The organism is Streptomyces sp. NPDC003635, assembly GCF_053587635.1.
Map to the genome: position 1 here is coordinate 26,150 of NZ_JBSFOK010000054.1, position 20,479 is coordinate 46,628.

General features: G+C 70.8%; 18 protein-coding genes. 10 read left to right on the forward strand and 8 right to left on the reverse strand.

Annotated features, from left to right (window positions below; all coding sequences use genetic code 11):
* A complete protein-coding gene (locus ACWDRW_RS34525; RefSeq protein ID WP_451730602.1) occupies positions 1-2,013 on the reverse strand; it encodes a glycosyltransferase in 2,013 nt (670 codons plus the stop codon).
* Entirely contained in the window at positions 2,010-3,281 is a 1,272-nt protein-coding gene (locus ACWDRW_RS34530) for a nucleotide sugar dehydrogenase (protein WP_451730604.1), read from the reverse strand. Before ACWDRW_RS34530 ends, ACWDRW_RS34525 begins: the two co-directional genes overlap by 4 nt.
* A gap of 286 nt (positions 3,282-3,567) precedes the next feature.
* Between ACWDRW_RS34530 and ACWDRW_RS34535 the strand changes: the two genes are divergently transcribed.
* Complete coding sequence (locus tag ACWDRW_RS34535; RefSeq protein WP_451730607.1) at positions 3,568-4,989, forward strand: cellulose binding domain-containing protein; 1,422 nt, start codon at positions 3,568-3,570, stop codon at positions 4,987-4,989.
* 30 nt (positions 4,990-5,019) lie between these two features.
* On the opposite strand, the gene ACWDRW_RS34540 is transcribed toward ACWDRW_RS34535, so the two are convergent.
* A complete protein-coding gene (locus ACWDRW_RS34540; RefSeq protein WP_451730610.1) occupies positions 5,020-5,910 on the reverse strand; it encodes a hypothetical protein in 891 nt (296 codons plus the stop codon).
* A 110-nt stretch (positions 5,911-6,020) separates the two neighbouring features.
* Here ACWDRW_RS34540 and ACWDRW_RS34545 point away from each other — a divergent pair, with 110 nt between their 5' ends.
* The 4 genes from ACWDRW_RS34545 to glmM all read left to right on the forward strand — a co-directional run bounded on the left by ACWDRW_RS34545 (position 6,021) and on the right by glmM (position 9,926).
* On the forward strand, positions 6,021-7,169 hold the full coding sequence (locus tag ACWDRW_RS34545) for a glycosyltransferase family 87 protein (RefSeq protein WP_451730664.1): 1,149 nt from the start codon (positions 6,021-6,023) through the stop codon (positions 7,167-7,169).
* Between the two features lie 208 nt (positions 7,170-7,377).
* Positions 7,378-7,821, forward strand: coding sequence for a 50S ribosomal protein L13 (gene rplM, locus ACWDRW_RS34550; RefSeq protein WP_003998796.1), 444 nt, complete (start codon positions 7,378-7,380; stop codon positions 7,819-7,821).
* 42 nt (positions 7,822-7,863) lie between these two features.
* Complete coding sequence (gene rpsI, locus ACWDRW_RS34555) at positions 7,864-8,376, forward strand: 30S ribosomal protein S9 (RefSeq protein WP_003998795.1); 513 nt, start codon at positions 7,864-7,866, stop codon at positions 8,374-8,376.
* A gap of 191 nt (positions 8,377-8,567) precedes the next feature.
* Positions 8,568-9,926, forward strand: coding sequence for a phosphoglucosamine mutase (gene glmM / locus ACWDRW_RS34560; protein WP_451730613.1), 1,359 nt, complete (start codon positions 8,568-8,570; stop codon positions 9,924-9,926).
* On the opposite strand, the gene ACWDRW_RS34565 is transcribed toward glmM, so the two are convergent.
* Entirely contained in the window at positions 9,923-10,873 is a 951-nt protein-coding gene (locus ACWDRW_RS34565; protein WP_451730616.1) for a DUF389 domain-containing protein, read from the reverse strand. The two genes, glmM and ACWDRW_RS34565, sit on opposite strands and share 4 nt — an antisense overlap.
* Before the next feature lie 16 nt (positions 10,874-10,889).
* On the reverse strand, positions 10,890-11,858 hold the full coding sequence (coaA, locus tag ACWDRW_RS34570) for a type I pantothenate kinase (RefSeq protein ID WP_451730619.1): 969 nt from the start codon (positions 11,856-11,858) through the stop codon (positions 10,890-10,892).
* Between the two features lie 175 nt (positions 11,859-12,033).
* Between coaA and ACWDRW_RS34575 the strand changes: the two genes are divergently transcribed.
* The 3 genes from ACWDRW_RS34575 (at position 12,034) to glmS (ending at position 15,774) form a co-directional block, all read left to right on the forward strand.
* The gene (locus ACWDRW_RS34575; RefSeq protein ID WP_451730622.1) at positions 12,034-13,032 is read left to right on the forward strand and encodes an ATP-binding cassette domain-containing protein; all 999 of its coding nucleotides are present in this window, start codon (positions 12,034-12,036) and stop codon (positions 13,030-13,032) included.
* Positions 13,033-13,034: 2 nt separating this feature from the next.
* The gene (locus ACWDRW_RS34580) at positions 13,035-13,844 is read left to right on the forward strand and encodes an ABC transporter permease (RefSeq protein WP_451730625.1); all 810 of its coding nucleotides are present in this window, start codon (positions 13,035-13,037) and stop codon (positions 13,842-13,844) included.
* A gap of 82 nt (positions 13,845-13,926) precedes the next feature.
* The gene (gene glmS, locus ACWDRW_RS34585) at positions 13,927-15,774 is read left to right on the forward strand and encodes a glutamine--fructose-6-phosphate transaminase (isomerizing) (RefSeq protein WP_451730627.1); all 1,848 of its coding nucleotides are present in this window, start codon (positions 13,927-13,929) and stop codon (positions 15,772-15,774) included.
* 40 nt (positions 15,775-15,814) lie between these two features.
* On the opposite strand, the gene ACWDRW_RS34590 is transcribed toward glmS, so the two are convergent.
* From ACWDRW_RS34590 to ACWDRW_RS34600, 3 genes are all read right to left on the reverse strand, one after another.
* On the reverse strand, positions 15,815-16,303 hold the full coding sequence (locus ACWDRW_RS34590) for a hypothetical protein (protein ID WP_451730630.1): 489 nt from the start codon (positions 16,301-16,303) through the stop codon (positions 15,815-15,817).
* A 62-nt stretch (positions 16,304-16,365) separates the two neighbouring features.
* Entirely contained in the window at positions 16,366-17,796 is a 1,431-nt protein-coding gene (locus tag ACWDRW_RS34595; protein ID WP_451730633.1) for an NAD(P)H-hydrate dehydratase, read from the reverse strand.
* A gap of 96 nt (positions 17,797-17,892) precedes the next feature.
* Positions 17,893-18,264, reverse strand: coding sequence for a holo-ACP synthase (locus tag ACWDRW_RS34600; RefSeq protein ID WP_451730636.1), 372 nt, complete (start codon positions 18,262-18,264; stop codon positions 17,893-17,895).
* A 101-nt stretch (positions 18,265-18,365) separates the two neighbouring features.
* Here ACWDRW_RS34600 and ACWDRW_RS34605 point away from each other — a divergent pair, with 101 nt between their 5' ends.
* Positions 18,366-19,238: a L,D-transpeptidase family protein gene (locus ACWDRW_RS34605; protein ID WP_451730638.1), complete on the forward strand. Its 873-nt coding sequence runs from the start codon at positions 18,366-18,368 to the stop codon at positions 19,236-19,238.
* A 44-nt stretch (positions 19,239-19,282) separates the two neighbouring features.
* Positions 19,283-20,470, forward strand: a complete 1,188-nt coding sequence (gene alr, locus ACWDRW_RS34610) for an alanine racemase (RefSeq protein ID WP_451730641.1) — start codon at positions 19,283-19,285, stop codon at positions 20,468-20,470.
* Positions 20,471-20,479: the final 9 nt, after the last annotated feature.

Below are 20,479 nucleotides of genomic sequence, written 5' to 3' on the forward strand. Positions count from 1 at the left end.
CTAGCGACGGTCGCCGAACCAGCCGTCGTCCTCGGGAGCCCAGTGCTGCTGGTGCTGTTGAGGCTGCGGCTGGTGCGGCTGCTGCTGTTGCTGGTGCTGCTGCGGGTACTGCTGCTGGGGGTACGGGCCCTGGGGCTGCTGCGGGATGTGCGGGATGTACGGCTGCTGGCCCTGGCCCTGCGGCTGGTGGGTCTGGGGAGCCTGGTGGCCCTGATGGCCCTGCCACTGGTCGTACGTCTGCGCGTGCTGCTGCTGGTAGGGGTCCTGCACCTGGCCGTTGTACGTCGGCTGCTGCTGGTGCTGCTGGTGCTGCTGAGGCTGTTGGTGGTACTGCGGGACGCCGTAGCCCTGCGGGGGGACGGGCTGCTGCTGCGCCGGATAGCCCTGCTGGGGGAGAGGCTGCGGGTCCGTCACGCCGTTCCACGCCACCTGCTGCTGGGGCGCGTTGCGGCCCATGTCCCGCAGCTCGCCCTGGGTGTGGGTGGTGTAGTTCTGCGGCACGCCGCCCGGGTTGCGCGGGGAGGCGTGCGGGGACGTACGGGCGAGGGCGATGCCCTCGAGCCGCATCATCTCGATGGTGGAGGAGACCTGCTGGGAGGAGTACTCGTCCTCTTCCTCGTACACCGCCGAGACGTCCTGCTCGTGGTCGCCGGCGACCGAGACCTCGACACCGCCCTGCCGGGTGCCCCAGCTGCCCTTGTGCAGGGTGAGCAGGGCGTAGAAGCGCAGCGGGGTCAGCAGGACGAGCTGGATGACGCCGTACAGCGGCGCCAGCAGGAACATGCCGAACCGCTTGATGAAGCCCATGCCACGGCGCGGGAAGTCGAGGTACCGGACGTTGCGCAGGTACCCCATGAGGACCATGAAGAGCAGGTAGTCGCCGATGTGGTTGACGAACCGTTCCGGCTGCATGATCGGCAGGATGACCATGGAGTAGAACATCGCCGAGCCGAAGATCAGCCACAGCGCGAGTTCCATGCAGGTCAGCCAGAAGGCGGGCCGGAACTTCTTCTGGTTCTTGAAGGCCCACAGGGACTCGCGGAAGAAGGACTTGTTCCAGCGCACCTGCTGGCGCAGGAAGTGCGGCAGCTTCTCGGGGACGGCGGTGTAGCCGACGGCCGTCTCCTGGAAGACGACCTGGCCCTCCATGAGGCAGTAGTTGGTCATGCGCCGGTCGTCGCCGAAGACGGCCGGCTTGCCCAGGAACTGCTGGTTGAGGAAGTCCGGCAGGTACTTGCGCACCAGCGAGCCGCGGTAGACCGACAGCGCGCCGCAGCAGCACAGCACCGACTTCAGCCGGGAGTACGCGGCCCGCTCGAACAGGAACGAGTTGCCGTACCGCAGGTCCTGGAGCCGGGTGAAGATGTTGCTGTCGTGGTTGAGCGCCAGCACCATGCCCGTGGAGGCCATGATCTTCGGGTCCGCCATGGGCAGCAGCAGCTCACGGACCGTGTCCCGGGACAGGATCGTGTCGGAGTCCACGCACAGGAACAGATCGGTGTACGGCGCCGCCTCGAAGCCGAGGGCGAGGGCCTCGCGCTTGCCCTTGTTCTCGGGCTGGACGCTGACCGTGTACTTGACGCCCTTGGCCTCGAACTCGCGGCGCAGCTTCTTCGCCGCCTTGATGCCGGAGGAGTCGGCGCTGCAGTCGTCGATGATGTGGATCTCGTTGGGGAGCCGGCTCTGCGCGAGCAGGCTGCGCATGCCCTGCTCGAACATCACCGGGTCCTCGTTGTAGATCGGGATGACCGCGGTGACCCAGGAGTTGTCCAGGAGCAGCAGCTCCTCGCGGTCCGCCTTCGCGGGCCGGTAGAAGAGCGCGCCGAACATCTTCAGGGCGAGCAGCCCGAGCGCCCCGAACGAGTACAGGTGGAGCGAGTCCGGGTCGAGCTTGGTGACGATGACGGCGGCGATGGCGAGGAAGAAGAAGTACGAGACCTTCAGATGCCGTCGCCGCTTGTGCCTGCGGCGGCCGTCGGAGTCGACGGCCGAGGGTATGTAGGTGTCGGTCACAGCTTGACCACCTGGGGATGGTCGGCCGACTTCCCGCGGGTGTCGAAGAGCAGGCGGGAGCGGTCGGCCAGTTCGTCCAGGTCGAGTTCGCTGTGCTGTTGGAGAAGGATGGTCAGGTCGGCCTCGGCCGCGCCGGCGAGGTAGTCCTCGACGCGGGGCACCTCGGTGCCCTCGACGGTCCAGTTCGCCACGCGGGGGTCGTAGTAGGCGAGGTCGGCGCCGCGCTCGAGCAGCAGCTCGGCCACGTCCACCGCGGGGCTCTCCCGCTGGTCGGAGATGTCGGGCTTGTAGGTGACGCCGAGCAGGAGCACGCGCGAGCCGCGTATCGGCTTGCCCTGCTCGTTGAGCAGATCGGCGGCGCGTGAGACGACATGGGCGGGCATCCGCTGGTTGATCTCCTGGGCCAGTTCCACGAACCGGAACGGTATCCCGAGCGAACGCACCTTGTAAGAGAGGTAGTTGGGGTCGATCGGGATGCAGTGACCGCCCACACCGGGGCCCGGGTAGAAGGGCGCGAAGCCGAAGGGCTTGCTGGAGGCGCAGCGGATGGAGTCCCAGAGGTCGACGCCGATCTCACGGCAGAACATCGCCATCTCGTTGACGAGCGCGATGTTCACGTGCCGGTAGGTGTTCTCCAGCAGTTTGGCCATCTCGGCCTCGCGGGTGCCCTTGGCCTCCACCACGCTGCCGACGAAGCGCTCGTAGAGCGTGCGGGCCGCCTTGGTGCAATCCGGGGTGGTGCCGCCGACGACCTTGGGTGTGTTCTCCAGGCCGTAGGTCGGGTTCCCCGGGTCGATGCGCTCGGGGGAGAAGGCGAGGTAGAAGTCGACGCCCGCGGTCAGGCCGCCGGCCTCCAGACGCGGGCGGACGACCTCTTCCGTGGTGCCCGGGTACGTCGTGGACTCCAGGACGACGAGGGTGCCCGGCTTCAGATGGGCGGCGATGTCCTCGACCGCGGAGTCGACCGCGCCGAGGTTGGGTGCGCCGTGTTCGTTGAGCGGGGTCGGCACACAGATCACGACGGCCGCCGCGTCCGCGATGACCTCGGGCGTGGTGACCGCCCGGAAGCCCTGGTCGAGCATGGCGCGCACATCGGCGTCGCTGATGTCGTCGACGTGCGAGGAACCCGAGGTCAGCCCCTGGACCACCGACGGGCTGCGGTCGAGGCCGACGACCTTGAGACCGGAAGCGCTTGCCGCCCGGGCAAGCGGCAACCCGACGTAGCCGAGCCCGATGATCACGAGATCGACAGTGGAGTTTCGGTTCACGGCAATTCTTCCCACCCCGGCGCCACCCAAGCCCCCAGCCCAGGCGCACAGTCACATCGAAGACACAGAGCGAGAAGGCTAACAGTGTCCATACACATGTTCACATGTCGATCACAGTCACGATTGTCACTCCAAGCCCGTACAACCCTTCCTCATGGTCATGAGTCGGGCCCTTAGTCGTCGGATTCCGCTTAAAAACGACCCCTGGCGCGGGACACGGCGACGGGTACCCTCTTGCCGATTCCATCCGCCGGGCGCAGGCCCCGCGCCCCCGAAGGAGATCTCCGTGGCGTCCCGACGTCAACCCCGCCGCCGCAGCGGCATAGCCCGCGCCTTCAAGGTGCTGCTCGTGGTCGCCGTCCTCGCCGGAGGGGTCCTGGCCGCCAAGCCGGTCTGGAACCACTTCAACCCGGAGGAGCCCGAGCTCACCGTCCGGTACCGGACCGAGACCTCGGCGGAGGCCGACGCCGTCCGGCCGTGGCTTGAGGTCTTCAACACCTCCGAGCAGCCGGTGCCGTTGAGCGAGGTCGCGCTGCGCTACTACTTCACGGCGGACGGGGACGCGTCGTACGGCTTCAACTGCGTGGAGGCGGCCGTCGGTTGCTCGAATCTGACGGGCACCGTGGTCGCGATGGACACGCCCGGCGAGGACGCCGACCACTACCTGGAGCTCGGGTTCACCGAGAAGGCGGGGGTGCTGGAGCCCGGCGCGAACAGCCGGGGTCTGGAGATCCAGCTCTACCGCACCGACCACAAGCCGGTGCAGCAGGACGGTGACTGGTCCTACGACGCCTCGAAGGAGACGTACCAGGACTCCGAGCGGGTCCCCGCCTACAAGCGCGGCGCCCTGGTGTGGGGCGAGGAGCCCGGCGGAGAGGGCGCGAAGGCCTCGGCGAAGCCCGTGTCCAGGGCCGTGCCCGAGCTGCCCGAGGGCGGTTTCTTCGACGACTTCAACTACCGGGGCCCGAAGGACACCGCGCTGTTCAAGCACGGCTGGCTGGTGCGGACCAGCGAGGGCGGCCCCGGCATCGAGGACACCTGGACGGCGAAGGGCGTCTCCTTCCCCGGCGACGACGAGGCGCTCGGCGGACAGGTGCTGAACCTGCGCGCCGCCACCGACGGCACGGCGGCCGGCACCGAACAGTCGGCCCTCGGCACCAAGGAGGCGAAGTTCCGGGTCGGCACCTACGCGGCGCGCGTCCACTTCACCGACAAGCCGACGAGCGGCGAGAACGGCGACCACGTCAACCAGACGTTCTTCACCATCGGCGGCTCGGGCAGCAAGTACGCCGAACTCGACAACGAGTACATGCCCAACGGCGGCTGGGGTGCGCCCGGTCCGAAGCTGGACACCACCACCTGGCGGAACGCCGACGAGGGCGACCGGGTCACCCGCAAGACCGAGCAGAGCCTGGCCGGCTGGCACACCATGGTGATCACGGTCGAGAAGGACGCCGTCACCTACAGCCTCGACGGCAGGACGCTCTACCGCAGCGGCGCGGAGTACGCCCCGCGCGCAGACATGGCGATCAACTTCAACACCTGGTTCGTGGACCTGCCGTTCACCGGCGACCGGGCCTGGGACATGAAGGTCGACTGGGTCTACCACCAGGCCGGCGAGAAGCTCACCGCCCAGGAGGCCGAGGCGGCCGCCAAGAAGTTCCAGGGCGAGGGCGTCGGCTTCTTCGACACCCTGCCTTCCTCCTGAGCGACCGGCGCGGCCCCGGCCCGGCGGGCGTCAGCCCGCCTGGGCCGCCGCCGACGCCTGGGCCTCGCCCCGGCGCCGGAGCTGCCGGGTGGTGAACTCCTGCAGGTCGTCGCCGGCCGCGAAGACCGCAGCGTCCTTGGTCGTGACGTCCTTGCCGTTGAGGAAGCCGGCGACGGTGAAGTACGCGTACCGGCCGTAGGAGATGCGCGTGGAGCGGCAGACGGCGGCGTTGCAGAAGGACTCCACGCCCTTGCCGGTCAGCGCCTTGATGATGCTCCTGTCGTCGGTCTGGGTGCGCGCCTTCGCCGCCTCGGCCTCGGTGTCGAAGACGGCCACGCCGACCGTGACCGCGATGCCGTCCTTGACGTAGGTGACCCGCATCAGACGGGTGCAGTCGTTGTTCTCGAGGATCTTCGGCAGGGTCTTGAGGGCGGCCGCCGCGCAGTCCTCGGTGTCGGCCGTCGGACCCTTCTTGTACAGGGTCTCGCCCATGGTCAGCTGCGTACCCGGGAAAAGGGTCTCGGGGCTGAGCGGGGCGGTGTCCTTCTTCGCGCTCGCGATGAAGTCGTCCGGGTCCAGCGGGGGCGGCGCGCTCGTCGGTTCGAAGGACGGGGCCGGTCCGGTGGACCCGCTCGGTATGCCCGCGGTCGCGGGCAGCTGGGCGGCCGGCTTGTTGGGGTCCTCGTCGCCGCCGTTGGCCGACACCACGGCCACGGCGACCGCGGCGGCCACACCGACGGTGGCCAGCGCGCCACCGCCGATGAACAGCAGCCGGCGCCGCTTGTTACGGGACTCGGACGCCTCGGCGAGCGCGGCCCAGTCCGGGGTCTGGCTGTCGCCGCCGCTGGTCCACGGCTGCTGGGAATGCGGTTTCCAGGGATCCCACTGGGACTGGGGTCCCCCCTGCTGCCCGAAGCTCATGGGGCGCATCTTAGACGGGTACCGGGGTGTGCCGTTCCGCCTCAAGAGGCCCTGGGGCGCCTAGCGTTGCGCCGGTGAGCGAGCGCAAAAGCGACATCTCCGGGTGGTTGGTGCGACCCGCGTCCTGGCATCTGTGGGTGATGCTCACCGCCGTGCTCGGGGCCACGGCGGCCCGCACGGCCCGCGTGACCTCGGACGGCGGCATGGACAACGCCATCGTGGTGCGGGCCGCGCGCGGCTGGCTGGCCGGCGGCTCCCCCTACGACGATCCGCACTTCCTCTATCTCCCGGGCGCCGTCCTCGCCGCCGCCCCCCAGGCCCTGCTCTCCCCGGCCGCGCTCCGCGTCCTGGTGCCGCTGACGGTGACCGTCTGCCTGGCCGCCGGCTGGGCCTGCGCCCTGCGGCTGCACGGGGTGCCGCTGCGCAGCCGCTTCGCCGCCCTCGGTCTGACGGGTCTCGCCGCCGGCTTCGCCCCCTTCGCCCACCTGGTCCTGCTGGCGAACTGGACGGCGACGGCGGCCCTCGCCCTGCCGCTGGGACTGCTGCTGATGCGCCGGGGCCGCTGGACGGCGGCGGCCGTGGTGATCGGTACGGCGATCGCGCTGAAGCCGGTCCTGGTCCCGCTGGCGTTGCTGTTCGCCTTCGCCGCACGGTGGCGGGCCCTGGCCGTGCTGGCCGCCGTCCCCGTCACCGCCTCGGTGGCCTCGGCCCTGTTCCTCCCCGACCCGACGGGCTTCGTCACGCGCACCCTGCCCTTCCTGCTGAAGGGCGACGACGATTTCGTACGGCTCTACGAGGCATCCCCGGCCGCGGTGCTGCCCCGGCTCGGGGTGCCGGAGGGGGTGGCCGGGGCGCTCGCCCTGCTGGCGGCGGGCGCCGGGGTCCTGTGCGCCTACCGGCGCTGGCGGCTCGCCGACCCCGGCCCGCGGCGGCTGACGGAGACGGCGGCGACCCTGATGCTCTCGGCGTTCCTCGTGTCCAGACCGTCGTACGACCACTATCTGGTGATCGTCGTGCCGCTGCTGCTCGCCTCGCTGCCGTCCGCGGGCTCGGTGGCCCGCTCGCCCTGGTTCTGGCTGGCGCTGGTGCCGCAGATCCCCGGGGTGACGTGGCCGTACCTGGAACCGGTGCAGCGGCGGGCCTTCAAGGACGCGCTCACGCTGTGTGCGCTGGCGTTCACGGTGATGCGGCAGGGGTGGGCGGGGGAGCGTCGGGTGCCCGTAAAATCGGCTCCCGCGACGGCCGTGACCTCGTTTTGACCCGTCCGGGGCAGCGCGGGTACTCTTGCGGTTTGTTATGCGTATTGGCTTGCTCGTTCTCACGCGAGAAGCCACTACGAAGGTTCCCTGGAGCAGTTACCAGTGGGCGGCATACGGGCAGCGTCCCCGGCACTGTCGTCCCCAGCTGCACGATCGCTTCAGTGATGCCATGTGTCAGCACCCATCCACTGAAGAAGAAGGCTGCGAAGTGCGTACGTACAGCCCCAAGCCCGGTGATGTGACTCGCCAGTGGCACGTTATTGACGCTCAGGACGTCGTCCTCGGCCGTCTCGCCACCACTGCCGCGACCCTCCTCCGAGGCAAGCACAAGCCGATCTACGCCCCCCACGTCGACGCTGGTGACTTCGTCATCATCATCAACGCGGACAAGGTGCACCTGTCCGGCAACAAGCGGACCCAGAAGATGGCGTACCGCCACTCCGGTTACCCGGGTGGTCTGCGCTCGGTCCGTTACGACGAGCTGCTCGACAAGAACCCCGAGAAGGCCATCGAGAAGGCCGTCAAGGGCATGCTCCCCAAGAACTCCCTGGGCCGTCAGATGCTCTCGAAGCTGAAGGTCTACAAGGGTGACCAGCACCCGCACGGCGCGCAGCAGCCGCAGCCGTACGAGATCACCCAGGTCGCGCAGTAAGTCCGGCCACCCCCTAAGACTGAACAGAATCTGAGGAGAATCGTGGCCGAGACCACTGCCGAGCAGCCGCTCGAAGAGCTTGACATCGACAGCTACACCACCGAGTCCGAGGTTCCGGTGGAGGGTGAGTACACCTCCGAGTCCCTCGCCTCGCGCTTCGGTGAGCCCCAGCCCGCCGCGGGCCTGGGTCGCCGCAAGAACGCCATCGCCCGCGTCCGGATCGTCCCGGGCACCGGCAAGTGGAAGATCAACGGTCGCACCCTCGAGGACTACTTCCCGAACAAGGTGCACCAGCAGGAAGTCAACGAGCCCTTCAAGGTGCTCGAGCTCGAGGGCCGCTACGACGTCATCGCCCGCATCGCGGGTGGCGGTGTCTCCGGTCAGGCCGGTGCGCTCCGTCTCGGTGTCGCCCGTGCGCTGAACGAGGCCGACGTCGACAACAACCGCGGCCCGCTCAAGAAGGCCGGCTTCCTCCGTCGCGACGACCGTGCGGTCGAGCGCAAGAAGGCCGGTCTCAAGAAGGCCCGCAAGGCTCCGCAGTACAGCAAGCGTTAAGCTTCGCTGCCTGCAGCGCGTACTCGCGGTTCAGCAGTACGTCCGAACGCCCCGGCGGCACGCCACTGTGCCGTCGGGGCGTTCGTTTATCACAGTCTTGGGCGTATAACGGCACAAGGCGCTCAAAGGCTGATGTGATCGGATGATCGTGGGCGCGACCATCCGAAAGTGACGCTTCATCAGGAGGACAAGTGGGACGACTCTTCGGCACGGACGGCGTGCGCGGTGTCGCCAACGCGGATCTGACCGCCGAGATGGCGCTCGGTCTGTCGGTCGCGGCGGCCCACGTGCTCGCCGAGGCGGGCACCTTCGAGGGCCACCGGCCGAAAGCGGTGGTCGGACGGGACCCGCGCGCGTCCGGGGAGTTCCTGGAGGCCGCCGTCGTCGCCGGTCTGGCGAGCGCCGGCGTCGACGTGCTGCGCGTCGGTGTGCTGCCGACGCCCGCCGTGGCCCATCTCACCGGCGCGCTCGGCGCCGACCTCGGCGTGATGCTCTCCGCGAGCCACAACGCCATGCCGGACAACGGCATCAAGTTCTTCGCCCGCGGGGGGCACAAGCTCGCCGACGAGCTCGAGGACCGCATCGAGTCCGTCTACGAGTCGCACCGGCACGGTGAGCCGTGGGAGCGGCCCACCGGCGCGGGCGTCGGCCGGGTGAGCGACTACGACGAGGGCTTCGACCAGTACGTCGCCCATCTGATCGCCGTGCTGCCGAACCGGCTCGACGGGCTGAAGATCGTCCTCGACGAGGCGCACGGCGCTGCCGCGCGGGTCTCGCCGGAGGCCTTCGCCCGGGCCGGCGCCGAGGTGATCACCATCGGGGCCGCGCCGGACGGGCTCAACATCAACGACGGCTGCGGCTCCACCCACCTGGACCTGCTGAAGGCCGCCGTCCTCGAGCACGGCGCCGCGCTCGGCATCGCGCACGACGGCGACGCGGACCGCTGCCTCGCCGTGGACCACACCGGCGACGAGGTGGACGGCGACCAGATCCTGGCCGTGCTCGCGCTGGCGATGCGGGAGCGTTCCGCACTGCGCTCCGGCACCGTCGTCGCGACCGTGATGTCCAACCTCGGCTTCAAGCTGGCGCTGGAGCGGGAGGGTCTTCAGCTCGTCCAGACCGCCGTCGGCGACCGGTACGTGCTGGAGGAGATGAAGGAGCACGGGTACGCGCTGGGCGGTGAGCAGTCCGGGCACGTGATCATCCTCGATCACGCGACCACCGGCGACGGCACGCTCACCGGCCTCCTGCTCGCGGCCCGGGTCGCGGAGACCGGGCGGTCGCTGCGGGAGCTGGCCGCCGTGATGGAGCGGCTGCCCCAGGTGCTGATCAATGTTCCCGACGTCGACAAGTCCCGGGTGAAGACCTCGGGTGAGCTCGCCGCCGCCGTCGCCGAGGCCGAGGCCGAGCTCGGGTCCACCGGCCGGGTGCTGCTGCGGCCCTCCGGGACCGAGCCGCTGGTCCGGGTGATGGTCGAGGCAGCGGACATCGACCAGGCCCGTTCCGTGGCCGGCCGTCTCGCCGACGTGGTGAAGTCGGCGCTCGGCTAGCCTCCCTGGGCGGCTTTCTCCGCCCCACGCGTCTGCCTGGCCCAGAACCATTTCTGGGCCAGCAGCGTCAGGACGCCCGCCAGGGCGATCCCCAGGAGGTTCAGCAGGAGCTGTTCCGTCGACCCCCGGGTCTGCTGGGTGTCGCCGAAGCTCAGGGCCACCGCCGCGTTGGCGGCCGCCGGGACCGTGGTGACCGAGATGGCCACGCCCACCAGGGCGCCGGACTTCGACGAGGTCAGGGAGAGGGTGCCGGCCATGCCGGCCAGGACCGCGACGATGAACGAGAACCAGTCGGGGGCGTAGACGAAGCCCGTCTGCGGCCGGTCGGCGTCGAGCTGCTCCCTGCTGAACAGGTCGATGGAGTCCATGAAGAGGCTGAAGAGGACCGTCACCGCCATGGCCACCGCGAAGCCCACCAGCAGCGCGGTCAGCGACCGCCACGCGAGCCGTGGCTTGCGCTGCACCACCGCCGTGCAGAACCCGGCCAGCGGGCCGAACTCCGGGCCCACCGCCATCGCGCCGACGATCAGGATCGCGTTGTCGAGCACCACACCGCAGGCCGCGATCATCGTGGCGAGGGTGATGAACGCGAGGTAGGTGAAGGAGAGTGTGGACTCCTCGTGCGTGGCCTCCGTGAGGTGGTCCCACAGCACCGCGTCCGCGCCCTCGCCGGGGGCGTCCGCCTCCGCCTTGTCCGCGCGCTTGGACAGGGAGAGGTCGATGTTCTCCACGGCGATGGATCCGCAGTCCTCGATGCCGAGCCGCTGCAGGCCGCTGAGCAGCTCGTCGCCCGCCTCCCGCGCCACGTCGCACAGCACGACGTCCCCGCTGGGGTTGCGGGCCGCGCCCGGCAGCACCACCAGGTGGGTGGTGCCGACGGTGGCCTCGAGCAGGCGGACCACCTCGTCGGTCCGGTCGGCCGGGGTGATCAGACGCAGGTGCAGCATGGCGGCAGCGTAGCGGTCACAGTTTCCGCAGACTCAGGCGCTGCACCTTGTGATCCGGGCCCTTGCGCAGGATCAGGGTGGCCCGACCCCGGGTCGGGGCCACGTTCTCCACGAGATTGGGCTTGTTGATGGTCCGCCAGGTCGTCCGGGCGTAGTCCAGCGCCTCCTCCTCGGAGACCTGGGTGTACTTGCGGAAGTACGAGGACGGGTTCTGGAAGGCGGTCGCGCGCAGCTTCTTGAAGCGGTTGAGGTACCAGGTCTCGATGTCCTCGGTGCGGGCGTCGACGTAGACACTGAAGTCGAAGTAGTCGGCGAGACCGACCCGGGTGCGGCCGTCCTTGCCGGGGAGCGCGGGCTGCAGGACGTTCAGGCCCTCGACGATCAGGATGTCGGGGCGGCGGACCGTGAGCTTCTGACCGGGGACGATGTCGTAGATCAGGTGGGAGTAGACGGGGGCGGTGACCTCGTCCTTGCCCGCCTTGATGTCGGCGACGAAACGGGTCAGGGCGCGGCGGTCGTACGACTCCGGGAAGCCCTTGCGCGACATCAGGCCCCGGGCCTGCAGCTCCCGCGTCGGCAGCAGGAAGCCGTCCGTGGTGACCAGCTCCACGCGCGGGTGCTCGGGCCAGCGCGAGAGCAGGGCCTGCAGGAGGCGGGCGACCGTGGACTTGCCGACGGCGACCGAGCCGGCCACTCCTATGACGAAGGGGGTGCCGGACTGGGAGCCCTGTTCGCCGAGGAAGGTGTTGAGCGCGCTGCGCAGGCCGTCGGTGGCGCCGACGTAGAGGTTGAGCAGGCGGGACAGCGGGAGGTAGATGTCGCGCACCTCGTCGAGGTCGATGACGTCGCCGAGACCCCGCAGTTTCTCGACCTCCTCGGCGCTGAGCGGCAGCGGCGTCTTGTCGCGCAGCGCGCTCCACTCGGCTCGGGTGAGGTCGACGTAGGGCGTCGCCTCCGCCTTGTGCCGGTGGGCGGTCCGGGGCATCGGAGAGATCACAGTTCATTGTTGCGGGCGGATGAACGGACGGTGGGGTGGGATCCGTCACCCGTGTTCCGATTTCGGGCGAACCGGGACGAAGAGGGGAATGTCAGTGGCGTGCGTCACAGTTGTGGAAGAGGTGGGCCCGAGCCAGGGTCCATCGAACCGCGAGGGGTGACCCATGACGTATGCGATTGAGGCGGAAGGACTGGTCAAGCGGTTCAAGGAGACCGAGGCGCTGGCCGGGGTCGACCTGGGGGCCCGCCAGGGCTCGGTGCTCGGGCTGCTGGGCCCCAACGGCGCCGGGAAGACGACCGCCGTACGGATCTTCGCGACGCTGCTCCAGCCGGACGGGGGCCGCGCCCGGGTGGCGGGGCACGACGTCGTGCGGGAGGCCGGGATCGTGCGCGCGCTGGTCGGGCTGACCGGGCAGTACGCCGCCGTGGACGAGAACCTGACCGGTACGGAGAACCTGCTGCTCATCGGCCGCCTGCTCGGTCTGCCGCGCCGGGAGGCGAAGGCGAGGGCCCGCGAGCTGCTGGAGCGGTTCCAGCTGGCGGAGGCGGCCGGACGGGCCGTGAAGACGTACTCGGGCGGTATGCGACGGCGCCTGGACCTCGCCGCGAGCCTGGTGGGACGGCCGAGCATCCTCTTTCTCGACGAGCCCACGACCGGCCTCGACCCGCGCAGCCGAGGGGAGCTCTGGGATCTGCTGAGGGGCCTGGTCGCGGACGGCGCGACCGCCTTGCTGACCACGCAGTACCTGAACGAGGCCGACGTCCTCGCCGACGACATCGTGGTGATCGACAAGGGCCGGGTGATCGCCGAGGGCACCCCTGACCAGCTGAAGTCGCAGGTCGGCGGACAGGTGCTGCAGGTGCGGCCGCTGCTCGCCGAGGAGCTGGGGCGGGTGCACCGGCTGGTGGCTCGGGCGGCCGGAGCCCAGACCCAGATCGAGGGCGAGACGGTCACGGCCCCCGTGAAGGACCCCGAGCTGATGCCGGCCGTCGTGCGCACCCTGGACCGGGAGGGCATAGCGGTGGGCGAGCTGGCGCTGCGCCGCTCCTCGCTCGACGAGGTCTTCCTCGCCCTGACCGGCCATCGCGCCGAGCCCTCGAAGGGCTCCGAGGAGGAGGAGCCGGTCCGGGACGAGAGCGAGCTGGAGAGGGCGGTGAACTGATCATGGCCGCTACGACCGTCACCGCCCCGATCACCGGCTCGGGCCGGGTCCGGCCCCTCGCGGGGCTCCAGCAGACCTTCACCATGGCCTGGCGAAGCCTGGTCGCGGTCAAGCACAACCCGCTCGAACTGGTCGACTACAGCATCACGCCGATCATGTTCGTCTTCCTGTTCACCTACGTCCTGGGCGGACAGATGGCCGGATCGCCCGAGGCGTATCTGAAGTACGCGCTGCCCGGGATCATCGTGCAGAACACCCTGTTCATGACGATGTACACGGCGATGGCGCTCAACACCGACCTCACCAAGGGCGTCTTCGACCGGCTGCGCAGCCTGCCGATAGCCCGCTCGGCGCCGCTGATCGGCCGGATCACCGCGGACCTCGCCAAGCACCTGTGGGCGCTGCTGCTGATGATCGGCCTCGGCCTGCTGCTGGGCTTCCGGGTCACGGGCGGCTTCGACGGCTTCCTGCTCGGCACCCTGCTGGTGATCGTGTTCGCGGCGGCCGTGTCCTGGAGCGCGGTGCTGATCGGGATGCTGGCCGGGGACGCGGAGAAGGTACAGGCGTTCGCCTTCACCCTGATCTTCCCGATCACCTTCACCAGCAGCGCGTTCGTCATGGTGGACACGATGCCGGGCTGGCTCCAGGCATGGAGCGACGTCAATCCGGTGACCCATCTCTCCGACGCCTTCCGCGGGTTGCTGCTCGGCGGGCCGGTGGCGGAGCCGGTGCTGTGGTCGCTGCTGTGGGCGGCCGGGATAGCGCTGGTGTTCTATCCGCTGGCGATGCGGGCGTACCGGGCCAAGACCTGACGCCCGAAAGAGGGTTGATAATTTCCGAAATCGGGCACGCTGTGGCCGGTTTGGCGGCTGATTCGATCGTAGGCTGCCGCTCATGTGCGGAATCGTGGGATACGTGGGGTCGCAGTCGGCGCTCGATGTCGTGATGGCCGGGCTGAAGCGACTGGAGTACCGGGGTTACGACTCGGCGGGCGTGGCCGTACTCGCGGACGGCGGGCTCGCCGCCGCGAAGCGGGCCGGAAAGCTCGTCAACCTGGAGAAGGAACTGGTCGACCGGCCACTGCCGAGCGGATCCACCGGCATCGGGCACACTCGTTGGGCGACCCATGGCGGGCCCACCGACGCCAACGCGCATCCGCATCTCGACAACGCCGGACGCGTGGCCGTCGTCCACAACGGCATCATCGAGAACTTCGCGCCGCTGCGGGCCGAACTGGCCGAGCGCGGCCACGACCTGGCCTCCGAGACCGACACCGAGGTCGTCGCGCATCTGCTCGCGGAGGAGTTCTCCTCCTGCGCCGACCTCGCCGAGGCGATGCGGCTGGTGTGCCGCCGCCTGGAGGGCGCGTTCACGCTGGTCGCGGTGCACGCCGACGAACCGGACGTGGTGGTGGGCGCCCGCCGGAACTCGCCGCTCGTGGTCGGCGTGGGCGAGGGCGAGGCGTTCCTGGCCTCGGACGTGGCCGCGTTCATCGCCCACACCCGCTCGGCGATCGAGCTGGGCCAGGACCAGGTCGTGGAACTGCGCCGCGACGGAGTGACGGTGACCGGCTTCGACGGCAGCCCGGCGGAGGTCCGCTCGTACCACGTCGACTGGGACGCCTCGGCGGCCGAGAAGGGCGGCTACGACTACTTCATGCTCAAGGAGATCGCCGAGCAGCCCAAGGCGGTGGCCGACACCCTGCTCGGCCGCATCGACACCTCCGGGGCCCTTACGCTGGACGAGGTGCGGATCTCCGCCTCCGAGCTGAGGGAGGTCGACAAGGTCGTCATCGTCGCCTGCGGTACGGCCTTCCACGCGGGCCTGATCGCCAAGTACGCCATCGAGCACTGGACGCGGATCCCCTGCGAGGTGGAGCTGGCGAGCGAGTTCCGCTACCGGGACCCGATCCTCGACGCGCGGTCCCTGGTGATCGCGATCTCCCAGTCCGGCGAGACCATGGACACGCTGATGGCGCTGCGGCACGCCCGGGAGCAGGGCTCCAAGGTGCTGGCCATCTGCAACACCAACGGCTCGACGATCCCGCGCGAGTCGGACGCGGTGCTGTACACGCACGCGGGGCCCGAGGTGGCGGTCGCCTCGACGAAGGCCTTCCTGACGCAGTTGGTGGCCTGTTACCTGGTGGCGCTGTACCTGGGCCAGGTGCGCGGCACCAAGTGGGGTGACGAGATCCGCGCGGTCATCCGGGACCTGGCGCAGATCTCCGGTGAGGTGCGGCGGGTACTGGGGACGATGGAGCCGGTGCGGGCGCTGGCCCGCTCACTCGCCGACAAGAAGACGGTGCTGTTCCTGGGCCGGCACGTGGGTTATCCGGTGGCGCTGGAAGGCGCGTTGAAGCTCAAGGAGCTCGCCTACATGCACGCCGAGGGCTTCGCGGCGGGCGAGTTGAAGCACGGGCCGATCGCGCTGATCGAGGACGATCTGCCGGTGGTCGTGGTGGTGCCCTCGCCGCGCGGGCGGTCCGTCCTGCACGACAAGATCGTCTCCAACATCCAGGAGATCCGCGCCCGGGGCGCCCGGACGATCGTGATCGCGGAGGAGGGAGACGAGGCGGTGGTGCCCTACGCGGACCATCTGATCCGGGTCCCGGCCACCCCGACGCTGCTGCAACCCCTGGTGACGACCGTGCCGTTGCAGGTGTTCGCGTGCGAGCTGGCGACGGCCCGGGGCAACGAGGTGGACCAGCCGCGGAACCTGGCGAAGTCCGTGACCGTGGAGTGAGCGGCCGTCGCGTCCCGACGACAGGCGCCGGCGCCGGCGTTCACCACGTCAGCGTGAGCGAGCCGCCCACCGGCAGGGCGTGCCAGCGTTCGGCGTAGTCGTCGAAGCGGGCCACGATCCGGTCGACCACCGGCGGGAGTTCCCGCGCCGCCACATGCGCCGGCAGCTCCGGCGCGTGGCCCCGCCGTACCTCCCACACCGGTACGGCGATGCCCGCCAGCTCCTCCGACCTGGCCATGTCGGCCCGCGCCTCGTCGGAGGGCTTGGCCCGCTTCGTCCTGCGGCGCCGGGCGGCCTTGGCGCGCTCGGCGGGGTCCGCCGGCCAGAACAGGCCGTTGTCACCCGCGGCCAGGCGGCCGTAGACCCCCAGCCCGATGCCCGCCTCCACCTCGACGAGGAAGTGCACCAGGTCGTGCGGGAGGTAGGGATGCCCGCCGGGGCCGTTGCGAGGGGCGAGGGCGGGGCCCGTCTCGCGGTGCACGGCGATGTCGTAACTCGTTCCCGGACCCTTGGTGAAGACCACACGCATGCTCAGCACGGTAGGCGGCCGTCACCACCGGTCGCACCCGCATTTCCGTGCCGCGCGCCCGCTCAGTCCCGGACGTCCCGCCACGCGCCGACGATCCCGTCCGCCACGTCCTGCGCCCCCACCGGGGCCCCGTCCGCCGCGTACCGTCCGGCGAGCCCGTGCAGATAGGCGCCCACGCTTCCGGCGTCCCGCGCCGACAGCCCGGCGGCCAGCAGCGATCCGGTCAGGCCCGACAGCACGTCACCGCTGCCCGCCGTGGCCAGCCAGGAGGTGCCGGTCGCGTTGACCCGTACCGCCGACGCCCCGCCGGGGTCCGCCACCAGCGTCGTCGAGCCCTTCAGCAGCACCGTCGCCCGGTACCGGCCCGCCAGCTCCCGTACCGCCGTCAGCCGGGACCCCTCGACCTCCTCGCGCGCCACCCCGAGCAGCGCCGCCGCCTCGCCGGCGTGCGGGGTCATCAGGGTCGGTGCGGTACGGGCCCGTACGACGTCCCGGTCCGCGAGGCGCAGCCCGTCCGCGTCGATGAGCACCGGTACGTCCGCCTCCAGGACCTCCGCCACCGTCGCCGCGTCGTCCCCGGCGCCCGGACCCACGACCCAGGCCTGGACCCGGCCCGCCTTCGCCGGTCCCTTGTCCGACACCAGCGTCTCGGGGAAGCGGGCGATCACCGCGTCCCCGGCCGGGCCGACGTACCGCACGGCTCCCGCGCCGCCCCGCAGCGCGCCCGCGACCGCCAGCACCGCGGCCCCCGGGTAGCGCGCGGAACCCGCGGCGATGCCGACCACACCCCGCCGGTACTTGTCGCTCTCGGCGCCCGGCACCGGCAGCAGCCGCGCCACGTCCGCGTGCTGCAACGCCTCCAACTCGGCCTCGTCCGGCAGTTCCAGGCCGAGGTCGACGAGGCGGACGCTGCCGGCGTACTCCCGTGCCGGATCGACCAGCAGCCCCGGCTTGTGCGTGCCGAAGGTGACGGTGAGGTCGGCCCGGATCGCGGTGCCCCGCACCTGGCCGGTGTCCACGTCGACGCCGCTCGGCAGGTCCACGGCGACCACGGCGGCCCGGGACCGCGCCACCGCCTCGGCGAGCGCCACCGCGTCCGGCCGCAGCCCGCCCCTGCCGCCGATCCCGACGATGCCGTCCACGACCAGGTCGGCCCGCTCGACGAGCGCGACGGCCGCGCCTTCGGCCGTCGTACCGCCCGCCTTGCGCAGTGCCGCGAGGCCGCCCGCGTGCGCCTTCTGCGGCGCCAGCAGTACGGCGGACACTCCCGCGCCCCTGCGGGCCAGCCGGGCGCCGGCGTACAGGGCGTCACCGCCGTTGTCGCCGCTGCCGACCAGCAGCACGACCCGGCTGCCGTACACCCGCCCGAGGAGATCCGCGCAGGCCGCGGCGAGCCCCGCCGCCGCCCGCTGCATCAACGCCCCCTCCGGCAGCCGCGCCATGAGCTCCCGCTCAGCCGTCCTGACCGTCTCCACGCTGTACGCAGTACGCATGGGCCCGAGTCTCTCGTGCCCCCGAGCCGGACGCGACCAGGACGACCGACGGCACCGAGCTTTCCGCGCCCTCCACGACCGGGGCCACCGAACCCCTCACCCCTCCGCCACCACCACCGCCGAAGCCACGCCCGCGTCGTGACTCAGGGACACATGCCAGTTCCGTACGCCGAGTTCGGCCGCTCGGGCCGCCACCGTGCCCGTCACTCTCAGGCGCGGCCGGCCGCTGTCCTCGACGAAGACCTCCGCGTCCGTCCACAGCAGGCCCGCCGGGGCGCCCAGGGCCTTGGCCAGTGCCTCCTTCGCCGCGAACCGGGCCGCCAGCGAGGCCACACCGCGCCGCTCCCCGCTGGGCAGCAGCAACTCGCTGTCCAGGAAGAGGCGTCGGGCCATCCCGGGCGTGCGCTCCAGCGATGCCGCGAACCGGTCGATCTCCGCCACGTCGATACCGACCCCGATGATGCTCATGCCGAGCACCCTATGGCCGGTGCGTCGAGGGCTGCGTACGTCCGAGTGACCCCGCCGCGTGCCATGTTCTCCGTGATCCGTCGCCGCGTTTGGCTGATCGCATGATCTGCTCGCGTATCGCATCTCGGGGTGCCGCGGTCCTGCTCGCCGCGGCCTTTGTGCTGCCGGTGGGGAGCGCCTCGGCCGTTCCGGCGCCGCCCGTTCCCGAGGGGAGCCTCGTACCGGGCGTGGCGCCGAAGTCGTGGGTCCTCGACACCCCCGACCAGGCTCTGCCGCCCACCGTGTACACCCCCGGCGCGCGGGAGGACGCCGTGGAGCCGAGGGGCGCGGACGAGGGGGCGTACGACCTGGTCGAGTACGTGCCGCTCGCGGACGCCGTCGCGCGCGTGGCGTGCAGCAAGCAGACCGGGCCCTACCAGCGGCAGGTGGAGCGGTGGCTGCGGCTCGAGGTGGACGGCAAGCAGTCCGCGGCCGACTGCCGGGCGATCCGGGCGTTCCAGGTCAAGCACGGGATCAAGCCGGCCATCGGGTTCGCCGGACCGGTGACCTGGGCCACCATGCAGCTCGTCGGCGCGCGCAGGAACCCGAACGCCGCCGGGAAGTGCCCGGTGCGGTCGTACCCCGTCGCCTGCGTCGATCTCGGCCGGCAGCTGACCTGGGTGCAGAAGGGCAGGAAGGTCGTCTACGGGCCCGTCCCCATGCGCAGCGGACGGGCCGGATACGGGACCCGCGCCGGCTGGCACAAGATCTACTGGCGGCACAAGAACCACGTGTCGACCCTGTACCACCAGCCCATGCCCTACTCCCAGTTCTTCAGCGGCGGCCAGGCCTTCCACGCCGTCTACGGCACGATCTACACCACGGTCGGCTCCATGGGCTGCGTCAACCTGCGCCTCGGGGACGCGAAGAAGCTGTGGGGGGTGCTGAAGAAGGGGGACCGCGTGTACGTGTGGGGCCGCAGGCCCGGGAACTAGCACTCGACCGGGGTGTCGGACCCCTCTGAGACACTGGGGGCGCCATGACTGAAACAGCTGCTCTGCGGAGCTCGCCGCTGCGGGCCCGCGCCGAGATCGATCTGGCCGCCGTGCGGGCCAACGTGCGGGCTCTGCGCGCCTGCGCGCCGGACGCGGCCCTGATGGCCGTCGTGAAGTCCGACGGGTACGGCCACGGCGCGCTGCCGTGCGCCCGCGCGGCCGTCGAGGGGGGCGCGAGCTGGCTGGGCACCGCCACACCCGAGGAGGCGCTGGCGCTGCGGGCGGACGGGCGGCTGCCGCACGACGTCCGGATCATGTGCTGGCTGTGGACCCCGGGCGGGCCCTGGCGCGAGGCGATCGAGGCCCGGATCGACGTGTCGGTGAGCGGGATGTGGGCCCTGCGGGAGGTCACCGCCGCCGCCCGCGAGGCGGGTCTCCCCGCGCGCGTGCAGCTCAAGGCCGACACCGGGCTCGGCCGCGGCGGCTGCCAGCCGGGCGACGACTGGGCCGAACTCGTCCGGGAGGCCCTCGTCGCGGAGCGGGAGGGCCTCGTCCGGGTGACCGGACTCTGGTCCCACTTCGCCTGCGCCGACGAACCCGGGCATCCCTCCATCGACGCCCAGCTCGCCCTGTTCCGGGAGATGGTCGCCCACGCCGAGGACCAAGGCGTACGCCCAGAGGTGCGGCACATCGCCAACTCACCGGCCACGCTGACCCGGCCGGACAGCCACTTCGACCTGGTGCGGGCCGGGATCGCCGTCTACGGCATCTCGCCCAGCCCCGAGCTGGGCGCCCCCGCCGACTTCGGGCTGCGCCCGGCGATGACGCTGTCGGCCTCCATGGCCCTGGTCAAGCAGGTGCCCGGCGGCCACGGCGTCAGCTACGGCCACCGCTACACCACCGCCGGGGAGACCACCCTTGGACTCATCCCCGTCGGGTATGCGGACGGTATCCCGCGGCACGCCTCCTCCGCCGGTCCGGTACTGGTCGGCGGCAAGTGGCGGACGGTCGCGGGGCGGGTGGCGATGGACCAGTTCGTGGTGGACCTCGGCGGCGACGAACCCGAGCCCGGTGAGCGGGCCGTGCTCTTCGGGCCCGGTGACGGCGGTGAACCCACCGCCGAGGACTGGGCGCAGGCCGCCGGCACCATCGCGTACGAAATCGTCACCCGGATCGGAACCCGCGTTCCCCGCGTCTATGTGAACGAGGGCCGGGCTGACGTCCGGCACTAGCCCGGCGAA